Genomic DNA, 10194 nt, shown 5'->3' on the forward strand with positions numbered 1-10194 from the left:
TTTCTAAGCTTGCGGGTTAACCAAATACAGGTTAACCCGTTTTTAGCGAGGATATAAAGTGGTTTTTTTTAGCCATTATGCACTTTTTTCCAAGCCCAAGCAGCAGCTTTCAATGTGAAGGCGGCTGCTTGAGCTTGACTAACTAATGCTTGTGGCAAGTGTCGATCGTTTGTTGATAAATTTCAATCATGCGATCGACTTTGCGCTCCCAGTCGAAATTCTCCCGCACTCGGGAAGATCCGGCGCTACCCATACTCTGCCGCAATTCAGGTGACTGGGCGAGCTTCAGCATCGCATTAGTCAGTCCCTTGACAAAGCCTTCTGGGGAATCTGGTTCTACTAAAATACCGCAAGTCGAATCCAGATAATCGACTGGGCCGCCCCAATTAGTCGCAATGACCGGCAAGCCTACTGCCATTGCCTCCATTACCACCGCTCCCCCAGGTTCTCGCAAACTCGGCATCACCATTGCATCAGCTTGTTGCATTCTTTGAGCGCATTGCTCTTGAGACAGCCAGCCGCTGAATATTACCCTGTCCTCGATCGCCAAACGAGCTGTTTGAGCTTCTAGTTCGCCGCGTATTTTGCCATCGCCGATGATTTCCAAAACTGCATCCGTTTGACCGACAACCGCTGCAAATGCTTCTAGCAGTAAGTCTACACCCTTCCAGTCTACTAGCCTCCCCAAAGACACAAAATGAACTTGCTGCTTGGGCTGCTTTGATGGGGTAGAGTCAGATAGCCACACCGACAAATCTACACCATTTTCCACAAGCTGAATAATTTTACCGCCCACTCCTGAGGGAAGTGCCTTTGCTGTGCGATCGTTCGCCACCAACACTGTCTCGGCTTTAATTTTACCCGGTAACAGGCGGTTGAATAGATTAACAAACTGATATGCAAATCCTACTACCATATCCACTAAAGGGCTTTGGCGCGAGCTAAAAGCTGGAGGAAATTTCACATCCGTGTTCAGTGGCCCTATCACCACGGGGACGCTGAATCCGAACATCAACGAAGGGAATTTGGCGGAGACTGGTGTCGGCTCGTGTACAACTTCAATCTGGTGCTTTTTCACCAGATTTAGGACAATCCGGCGCTGGATAGTTTGAGTGTACAGGTGGCTCAGCAGCCCTAAAGTAGGTTGACTTACTCTGACTGGCAACAACAGCCCCAAATTATTCAGCAGTTTGTGCACCCAAGTGTCCGGCACAAAGTGCATTCGATCGACATCTTCGGGAAATAGAGCTTCTAGTTCAGCCTGGGTGCGTCCGTGAGTTACTAACCATGTTTCTATCTGACGCGATCGAAGTATCCGGAAGTAGTTGACTGGCAGCAATGACTCGCCACCGAAATTAGTTGAAGCATTTTGAGCAACAATTACAATCCGCATAAATTGTTTTCCACCCAATAAATTTATGAATGTGCTAAGGGACTTGCGTATAAATAAAATCCCAGCCATGCAATTGTCTTGTCGAAGGAGCAACTACAGGATTGGTATAGTATAAGCCGCAAGCCCCTAAGCTGTTGCCCATTTAAATTGTATATTTGGGGAACCGAACAAAAATCTTCAAGTCCGCTGCCCCTCTCCTCCTCAATTACCACAGATAATCTAGATGTACAACAGCTTATTTAGAGCCAGCTACATTTTTAGCGTCAATCATTTTATGATAAATTTCAACAATTTTTTCTGCCTTTGGCTCCCATGCAAATTCTTTAGCTTTTTCGATACACTTAGCTGACATAACTTCCCGCAAACTATCGTCTTCGACCAAAATCTGAATTTTATTTGTTAACTCCTGAGTAAGATACTCTCTAGAAGTTGGCTCAATTTTAAAACCAGTTTCTTCAGTCACGTATTCGGCTATACCGCCATTGTTTGGCACAATACAAGGCAACCCGCAAGCCATAGCTTCCATTACCACTGCGCCGCCAAATTCCCTAATCGAAGGGAAGCAAAAAATATCCGCTTGCTTGTAATAGTCAAGTGTTTCTGCTTGACCTACCCAACCAGCAAACTTAACTTTTTCTCCTAAGTTAAGCTTCTCTACTTGAGATTCTAATGCTTTTCTTTCTTGCCCGTCACCTACTATTGTTACTTGAACTTTTTCTTTGATTTTTGGTTCTAGTCTATTCACAGATTCGATGAGAATGTCAGCACATTTATAAGGAACTAATCTACCTACAAAAAGTAAGTTTATCTGGCCGCCCTTTTTTGTTTTGGGTTCTTGTTTTAAGAAACTACTGGCAATACCATTTTCGTAAAATAGTTGAATTCTCTGGTCTGGGATCGCAAACAAATCTTTGAGCATATTTAAGGTATATGTTGAACCTGCCAAAATTTGGTCGGCTTTTTTGTAAGTTTCTACATAACCGGGAATTAAGGCTCGACCAATTGCCCTCAAAAAGTTGAATTGAGCAAATTCTTGTTTGGCAGTTTCTTGAAAGCCTGCTGGAAAAGGAATGCCTCCATTGACTGGGCCTAGCAGAAAAGGAGTGTTTTGGCAGGCGCTGACTACCTTAAACGGATACCGCGGCATCATCGGGGTAATTGCATGAACTATGTCATAATCTCCCTTGAGAATTTTTGAGTGAAATTTTTGATATACTTGCTGATTAAATTCTTCATAAATTGGGTAGCTCAAAGCATTATACAGTGGCCAATTTATTTTACCCTGCGCGGCAATTTTTTCTACTACTTTGTAATATTGCGTGGCAAGTTTTCCTTGATCAATATAAAAAACTTTTTCGTATTCAGGGTGTTTTTGAATAGCGGATTTATTTCTAACATGGGTAACAAGTGTTGCATCAACTAGGCTACTAATTTTTTCGACAAAATTGTACCCCACCAAAGGTACGGAGGCCCATTCAGGATTGCACTGCTCTACAATTAGTAAAACTTTTAATTTTTGGGCGTTCATTGGTTAGATTCCTTTGTTGACTATCGATGGATATTTGGAAGTTGAGTTTTGAAGAGATTAATCGATATTAAGCATTTTTTTGCGAGGCGAGAGTCGGCTGTAGAGGTTGATGAAAAATCCGCCCCTACATCAACACCCGACTTGCAATTACAGGGAAGAAGTTACAAAAAAAAACAGTTAAGTTGATGGTAAGTGACCTACTTAGTAGACTTAGCACTCATTGTAACTTGCTCAATTGATGGGCTTGATCTCTTGTATTCGATCAAGTTGCTGCGCTGTCCCAGCAAGCGGCGTTTGTGAAACAGCATCTGACCCTGCAATTGAGGAAACCTGCCCAACACGCAAGATAATGCGTAGAGAGCAGCATCCTTTGATTTTAAGTTTTGCTGCATCCGGCGATAGATGCGGTAGCCAAGTATTGGGTAGCCCCAAAGCAACAACAGGCTCCAGCCGTGCGTAACCCACGCTGTCCCGATTGCTAGCACGGGCACAACGAATCCCCAGAACCAGATGCTGGTGGTGTCTTTGACCCAGTGGCGTTCGGGAGTGTTCCCGTGCAGCCAGGAACCTTCGGCGTAGGCGTGACCGGCTCTTTGACAGCGCTTCCACCATTGGTCAAAACGAGTCATTTGGGCGTCATGCAAGGTCATTTCTGCATCTAATCGCTCGATTTTCCAACTATTTTGGCGCAGCCGCACGCAGAGTTCCGGTTCTTCGCCGGCGATCAGTGTGGGGTTGAAACCACTGACTTGCTCTAGGGCTGATACCCGCATCATGGAGTCGCCCCCGCAGGCTTTGGCTTCCCCGATCGGGCTGTCCCACTCAATGTCGCAGAGCCGGTTGTATGGTGTGGCATCGGGATATCGCTCGCGGCGGCGCCCGCACACTACAGCTAATTCGGGTTGCGCTGCGAGTTTTTGCTGGGCTAATTCGAGCCACCCATCAACTATTTCGCAGTCGCCGTCTACGAATTGGACAAATTCGATTTCTGGAACTGTTTGTCGCAGGCGGGCAAATCCTGCATTTCTGGCGCGTGCTGCTGTAAAGGGTGTAGATAAGTCGAGTTCTACTGTGTCAGCTCCGATCGATCGCGCTAATTCCAAGCTGCCGTCTGTTGAGCCGGAATCGACATAAACTACGCAAGCTACTTTCCCGATCGCTGACAGCAAGCACGCTTCGAGGCGATCGCCTTCATTCCGTCCGATAGCAACCAATCCAACTTGTTTCAAAGCTTACCTCTGGAATTCCACTTGCGATCTGTTATTTTAATATTTTAGTAAAAGTCAACCTGATTTCACAATATCTTGATTCCCCAACTTTGAGCGAGTGGCTCCAGTGGAGATCAAAGCGTGTTTAGCTTATTATATATTAAGTCATATCCGATCCAGCATTTTGAATTAAGAAGAGTCAACCATGCCAAATATCAGTTCTTTGTTCACTTTTTACTCTAGCGGTGAAGGAATTAGCCATACATTTTTGTCACTTTGTCAGTGGGATTACGCAGACTTTAAAATCCGCATGGTTGTTCCGAGTTGCGAACCGTCATATCGCGGCGATAATATGGTCGAAAGCATACCCCGATATTTGAGAAAGGTCTACTACAGGATGGGAAATTTGGCCCAATCTTCTGCTGAAAAGCGTTTCCTGAGAGATATCAATGATTTTGATGCAGTTTACTTGTGGCCTCGCACTTCAATTGAAACTGTTAGAAAGGTAAAGCAGCATAGGCAAACACTTTTTTTTGAGCGGATTAACTGCTCTACTAAAAAGGCAAAATATATTCTTGACGATGCTTACAATCGCTTGGGTCTCACTCCCCAACATGGAATTACAGATGCGATGATTCAGCAAGAAGATGAAGAAATGAGCTTGGCTGATTTCATTTTTTGTCCTAGTCCAGAGGTAACAAAATCTTTTCTCGAAATAGGAGTTCCCGAATATAAACTGATGTCAAGCAGTTATGGGTGGTGTCCCAAGCGTTTCCCAAATATTTCTACCAAAAAACAGCCATCAGATAACGTTACTGTGCTATTTGTGGGCACCATCTGCGTCAGAAAAGGAGCTCACTTGCTCTTGCAAGCCTGGGAAAAAGCTGGCATTAAAGGCAAACTGGTGCTTTGCGGAGACATGGAGCCTGCAATTGCCGAAAGTTGCAGCGATATTTTAGGACGATCGGATGTAATTCATATAGATTACACGCTCAATATTGCGGGCATATATGGGGAAGCTGACATTTTTGCCTTTCCGAGTCTGGAAGATGGCGGCCCGATGGTTACTTATGAAGCTATGGCTTATGGGTTGCCAGTTCTTGCGTCACCTATGGGAGCGGGCGCCATTGCGCGGGACGGCAAAGATGGGATAGTCCTCGACCCTTACGACTCTGAAGCTTTTGTTGAAGGCTTGCGAAAGCTTGCTTTGTCACCGGATTTGAGAGCACAGATGGGTTATAATGCTCGCCAACAAGCCGAGGAATTTACCTGGGAAAAAGTAGCAGGCCGCCGGAAAGATTTGATGCAGGAAAAATTGAAAGTTTAGGAAATAGGAGAATTCTCTGAAAGAATCCTTGCTCTGCAACTTTCTTTTTTCTGGGAATATTTCTAGGGGTGCATTTTCATGCTTAAGGTTTTTTGGGGATAATTTTTGCTGGTATTCCGACTGCGGTTGCGCCCGGTGGTACGTCGCAAATCACCACTGCATTGGCGCCTATTAAAGCATGATCGCCGATCGTTACAGAGCGAATAATTTTTGCTCCTGCACCGATATCGACGTGACCGCCAATTTGGACATCAGCAACAATTGTCACCTGTTGAAAAATCATACAGTTCGGGCCAATAGATGCTTCTGGGTGAATGACTATGCCATTAGAATGAAGCATAACGAGTCCTCCTCCTATCTTGCAGTTCAAAGGGATGTCAGTTCCAGCTACAATGCTCCAGAATCTATGCTGGATTATATTGAACCGAGATAAAAAATAGCCTAATTTTCCACCTTGCTGCTGCCATTTTTGATAGTCGCGGATAGATTTTAGAACTTGGCGACTAGGATCCCACCACTGCCAAAGTTTTTCTCGGCTCCAATCTGGCTCCGTGGCAGAAACGACAGATGTAGTTATTGATTGAACCATTATTTGTACAATACAACAGATAAGGTATACTGATAACCCTGTGACTTTCAGTTATCAGTATACTATCGCTAGTTGGTGATTGACAATATTTGTTGAAATTCTCTGACAATCCTATTTGAGTTGTAAGATTTTTGTATGTTGCCAGGTTTTCCTGGTAGGCACGGCGGGGTACTAACCTACAAAATGTTACAATTCATACAGAATTACTATATTGTCAACTGATAATTATTTAGTCAACCGAGTTGATATCTACCAATAAGTAGTAGCCATCACACTCTGCATGGAACAATCACAATTGCCAGAGAAATCGACGATTTCTTACAAGCACCTATCACTATAGAGGCGGTAGATCTCTAGTTTATTTAAGTAACAGAAGAGACAGGTCACTTTTTCTGGTACTAATTTAAGGATTGTTTTCGACAGGGCGGGATTTGATAATTTTGGCAGGGATGCCAACGGCCGTTTGACCAGCAGGAACGTCTGATAAAACGACAGCATTTGCACCGATATTTACGTCGTCTCCCAGGTTGACCTTGCCGAGAATTTTTGCTCCGGCACCGATGTTTACCCGATCGCCCAATTGAGGCGATTCTAGGGGTTTTTCCAAGTAGCGGTTCCCTAGGGTAACGCCTTGGCGGATAATGCAGTCGTCACCAAGAGTGCAGTATCCATGAACGATGATACAGCCTTCGTGTTCAATGACGACTCGGCGGCCGAGCTTGACTGTGTACGGCAAATCTATGCCGTAGGTGTTGCGGATTTTTCGGTAGAGCGATCTATATAGAATGCTCAAAGGGGCCCGCAGCAGTTTTGGTTCTACGTGCATTCTCCAGACACCGAATCTTTGAACTGCTACGGCGCGAAATCCCGGCTTTGTCCAATCGCGACCGTGAGCAATCCAGTCTTCTTTAATCTGCTGCCACAATCCGAGTGCAGGGGTTTCTACTTGATTTTCACTTGCTATTAAATTTGACTCCGTTACCATAATCTGTACTCAACACTCTGTCTTGTTTAAGTTGTTATTAGATGCCCCAGATATTAAGTTATTTCTCTGGTTTTTTAGGTAGAATGCACCCGGTTTATTCAATCAAAAACACCAAGTACTACAGTGAACGATCAGAAAGAATTGCTTGAAAGCCGGAGCGCTTGTAGGGAGAAATTAAAATCAGACGATTCATTGCTCCAATGCTCAGACTTCCTTTGTCAATTCTCCTCAAGTTGTTAAGCCTTCGGATTCGCTGACTGACAAGCCCTCAAACGGTCAACTGTCAACTGAAGCAATGTTTGGTTTGCCAGGAGTAACGGGGTATCTCTGGCTTTGATTTATTTACCAGTAAAGAATTGGTTGAAAGCCTCTCTCTTTGAGGGAGAAATTAAAATCAGACTATTCATTACTCCTCTACTCGGACTTAAGGGTAGAGGTAACTGTCAACTGTCAACTGTCAACGGTTGAAAAACACTTTTTAAAAGTTTTTTGAATCTTCAATCTTACCTCCCTTAAAAAATACACTATTCATGATAAAGTCGGTGAGCATTTTTGGCGGATCTCCGTCTGGCTTACCTTGAAGTACACGGCGCACTCTCCAGGCTGCAAAGCCCGAAGCCCAGGAGACATCAGTTAAGGCTGTGTAAACTAAGCCGTAGTTTTTGAGAAAGTACCTGCGTCGGGAATCAAACCAATACTGTGGCAGTCGCTTAGCGGGCTTTTTGGTGTCAGTGACACCTGAGCTTTGACCTACTAGGTGTACCACGCGACTTTCAGGTACATACCAGCAACTCCAACCAGCTTTGTTCGCTTGCAGACAAAAGTCCATTTCTTCGCAGTACATGAAATAAGCTTCATCCATCAAGCCAATCTTTTCAAATACTTCGTGACGGACGATCATGCTGGCTCCAGCTACCCAATCAGTTTGACAAATTTCTTGGGAAATACCGGGCACTACATTCCAGTTTGCCAAGAATTTGGATAAAAAGCCCGTCCGCCAACCAAAATCGAGTTCGGTTAGGAAATCGTGAAACCGAAAAGCTGAATGCTGCGGGGTTCCGTCGGGGTCTTCCAAGCGGCTGCCGGCGATGCCTGCCTCGGGGTGGGAGTCCATGAAATCGACGAGGGCTTTTAAGGCACCTGGGCGAACTACGGTGTCTGGGTTGAGCAGCAGGAAGTAAGGGGGGGGATTGGTAGATTGCAGGGCAGGTCGGATCAAGGCGTTGTTGCCGAAGGCAAATCCGCCGTTGCGGTCTAGGGGAACGAAGGATGCCCATTCGCTCCAGCCTTCTGTTGCGATCGCGGCTGCTATTTGTTCGCTAGAATTGTCGCCTGATGCGTTGTCGGCAACTGCAACTCGCGTACCGGGGAGCGATCGCACTTCGGTAACTAGAGAGCGCAAGCAGTCAATGGTTAAACCAGGGGTTCGGTAGTTAACAATGACAACCAGCAGTGGATACGGGTGATTGGGCTCGCTGGCTTTGGACATAAGTGCAGTTGTTGGTTTAACAACTTTTTAGCTCAAGTTGTACCCCTATGGCAAGCTGGCGCGATCGCCCTTCGGCCAATATCGCCTAATTTTCCGATACAGCCAGCATTTTTAACAAAAGCTGCCACCGCTGTCGGTGCATTTCTTGATGAGTCAGGCTGCGAGATTTTTTCAGAGCTTCCATGCCCATATTTTGAAGTTGATTCAAGTTTTCTCCTGACTGTTTGAGCAAGTTTGCTAAGGCTAGAGGCTCGTTAGGAGCGATCAGCATACCTGTTTTGTCGTTTTCGATGCAGTCCCGGAGTCCGCCTGTGTCGCTTCCCAGTACCGGTACGGCCTGGGAATAAGCATCGTATACGATTCTGGGCTGTTCGTCTGAGATGCTCGGAACCACAAGAGCATGATATTGTTGCAGCCGCTCGAATAATTTTGGGCCGTAAGGAAGAGTGCCCAAAACTTCGATCTGTGCCGATTGTTGCAGCTCCTTGCTGGCTGCTTGGCAGTCGCTTAATAGTTCGCCTTCACCTAGTATGTCCAGCTTGACGGCAATGTTTTCCCGAGCCAAGATTTTCATGGCTTCTAGGAGAACTAACACGCCTTTACTGGGAAGCAATCTCCCCGCCAAGAGAATTTTGAGTTGTTTGGGTGAGGGAGACATTTTTTTGTGCCATATTTCGATCGCGTCAGCTTCCGAAATAATATTTTCTTCATCTATCCACGAAGCATTAATTATGTGACTTGGTTTCTCCCGCTTTGTTAATAAACTCTGTTGGTATTGGGCCTGTGTAAAAATTGTCAAGTCAGTGCTGTTGATGCACCAGCGATTCACTATTTCGGATATGTAAGCCAGAATTTTGCCTTTGATCCTGGCAGTCGTGCCTGGTGGTAACCGCCAGGGTGCGGACTCGACTACGATCAGGTATTTTTTCCGCTGGAGCAGGACTATTGGCGTCACCAACCATGCCATTGGAATTGGCCAGCCTGCTACGGCGCTGTGTACGATATCTGCAGAGGCGATCGCTCCCCAAAGTTGGGCAACCGTCGCCGGCAGCAGCAATATGGATTGGGCGTAGGTCTTTGGGCAGGGAAGGTCAATAAATTTAGCATCGGAAAATGATGTTTCCGAATCCACCTTTATTGTATTTTCTGAGGGGATTTCTACTGCATGGGGAGCTGCGAGCGTGAAGTTTTTCAAATACTTGAAGTGTTCGATTAAGTCTTTTGCCCACATTGGATCGAGATACCTGCTGCCTTGGGAGTCGCAGGAGGATGTGATATTGACGACGAGCAAGTAGCGCTGGTAGAGGGGCGTCAAAGGAGGTTCAGTGACCCCATCTTCTTTGGTATTTAACGACTTCGATTTCATCTATAGCATTTCTCACGCTTGGTTAGCGGACGACTCTTGAGCTAAAAATCTATCTTGTAAGGGTTACAGTATACCTCATCTTTCACTCCAAACCTATAATACACTGTGAGTGAATGCGATGTCTATTTAAATGGAAATTTCGCTAGTTCTTTCCTTCCATACATAGCATAAAAACAACAATTATTGTAATTGCTCAACTAGGGGAAAAAAGGGAGCCATCAATAGAGAGAGCTTGTTGAATAGATTGATAAGCAGTTAAACCCTGACGCTTGCCAGTATTGACAACTGAACGAACAGCAGCAAACAAAT

Annotated in this window: 8 protein-coding genes; 1 reads left to right on the forward strand and 7 read right to left on the reverse strand. The window is 45.3% G+C overall.

Annotation, left to right across the window (positions count from 1 at the left end):
- Positions 1-142: 142 nt before the first annotated feature.
- The 3 genes from QZ918_RS27200 to QZ918_RS27210 form a co-directional block, all read right to left on the reverse strand.
- A complete protein-coding gene (locus QZ918_RS27200) occupies positions 143-1393 on the reverse strand; it encodes a glycosyltransferase family 4 protein (RefSeq protein ID WP_293340687.1) in 1251 nt (416 codons plus the stop codon).
- Between the two features lie 235 nt (positions 1394-1628).
- On the reverse strand, positions 1629-2921 hold the full coding sequence (locus tag QZ918_RS27205) for a glycosyltransferase family 4 protein (RefSeq protein ID WP_293340690.1): 1293 nt from the start codon (positions 2919-2921) through the stop codon (positions 1629-1631).
- Positions 2922-3118: 197 nt separating this feature from the next.
- On the reverse strand, positions 3119-4150 hold the full coding sequence (locus QZ918_RS27210) for a glycosyltransferase family 2 protein (protein ID WP_293340693.1): 1032 nt from the start codon (positions 4148-4150) through the stop codon (positions 3119-3121).
- Between the two features lie 184 nt (positions 4151-4334).
- On the opposite strand from QZ918_RS27210, the gene QZ918_RS27215 reads away from it, so the two are divergent.
- Entirely contained in the window at positions 4335-5456 is a 1122-nt protein-coding gene (locus QZ918_RS27215; protein ID WP_293340696.1) for a glycosyltransferase family 4 protein, read from the forward strand.
- Positions 5457-5538: 82 nt separating this feature from the next.
- Here QZ918_RS27215 and QZ918_RS27220 read toward each other — a convergent pair whose 3' ends face one another.
- The 4 genes from QZ918_RS27220 to QZ918_RS27235 all read right to left on the reverse strand — a co-directional run bounded on the left by QZ918_RS27220 (position 5539) and on the right by QZ918_RS27235 (position 9885).
- Complete coding sequence (locus QZ918_RS27220; RefSeq protein ID WP_293340699.1) at positions 5539-5796, reverse strand: serine O-acetyltransferase; 258 nt, start codon at positions 5794-5796, stop codon at positions 5539-5541.
- Positions 5797-6448: 652 nt separating this feature from the next.
- Positions 6449-7030, reverse strand: coding sequence for a serine O-acetyltransferase (locus tag QZ918_RS27225; RefSeq protein ID WP_293340703.1), 582 nt, complete (start codon positions 7028-7030; stop codon positions 6449-6451).
- A 478-nt stretch (positions 7031-7508) separates the two neighbouring features.
- Positions 7509-8519 carry a glycosyltransferase family 2 protein gene (locus QZ918_RS27230; protein ID WP_293340706.1) on the reverse strand — a complete coding sequence of 337 codons (1011 nt, stop codon included), beginning with the start codon at positions 8517-8519 and terminating at the stop codon, positions 7509-7511.
- 85 nt (positions 8520-8604) lie between these two features.
- The gene (locus QZ918_RS27235) at positions 8605-9885 is read right to left on the reverse strand and encodes a glycosyltransferase (protein WP_293340709.1); all 1281 of its coding nucleotides are present in this window, start codon (positions 9883-9885) and stop codon (positions 8605-8607) included.
- Positions 9886-10194 lie beyond the last annotated feature (309 nt).

Origin of the sequence: Microcoleus sp. CAWBG58, from assembly GCF_020883045.1 — a bacterium.
Classification (GTDB): domain Bacteria; phylum Cyanobacteriota; class Cyanobacteriia; order Cyanobacteriales; family Microcoleaceae; genus Microcoleus.

Coding starts and splice junctions, on each gene's coding strand:
- QZ918_RS27200 (WP_293340687.1), bottom strand. CDS start 1,393: ATGCGGATTGTAATTGTTGCTCAAAATGCTTCAACTAATTTCGGTGGC.
- QZ918_RS27205 (WP_293340690.1), bottom strand. CDS start 2,921: ATGAACGCCCAAAAATTAAAAGTTTTACTAATTGTAGAGCAGTGCAAT.
- QZ918_RS27215 (WP_293340696.1), top strand. CDS start 4,335: ATGCCAAATATCAGTTCTTTGTTCACTTTTTACTCTAGCGGTGAAGGA.
- QZ918_RS27220 (WP_293340699.1), bottom strand. CDS start 5,796: ATGCTTCATTCTAATGGCATAGTCATTCACCCAGAAGCATCTATTGGC.
- QZ918_RS27225 (WP_293340703.1), bottom strand. CDS start 7,030: ATGGTAACGGAGTCAAATTTAATAGCAAGTGAAAATCAAGTAGAAACC.
- QZ918_RS27230 (WP_293340706.1), bottom strand. CDS start 8,519: ATGTCCAAAGCCAGCGAGCCCAATCACCCGTATCCACTGCTGGTTGTC.
- QZ918_RS27235 (WP_293340709.1), bottom strand. CDS start 9,885: ATGAAATCGAAGTCGTTAAATACCAAAGAAGATGGGGTCACTGAACCT.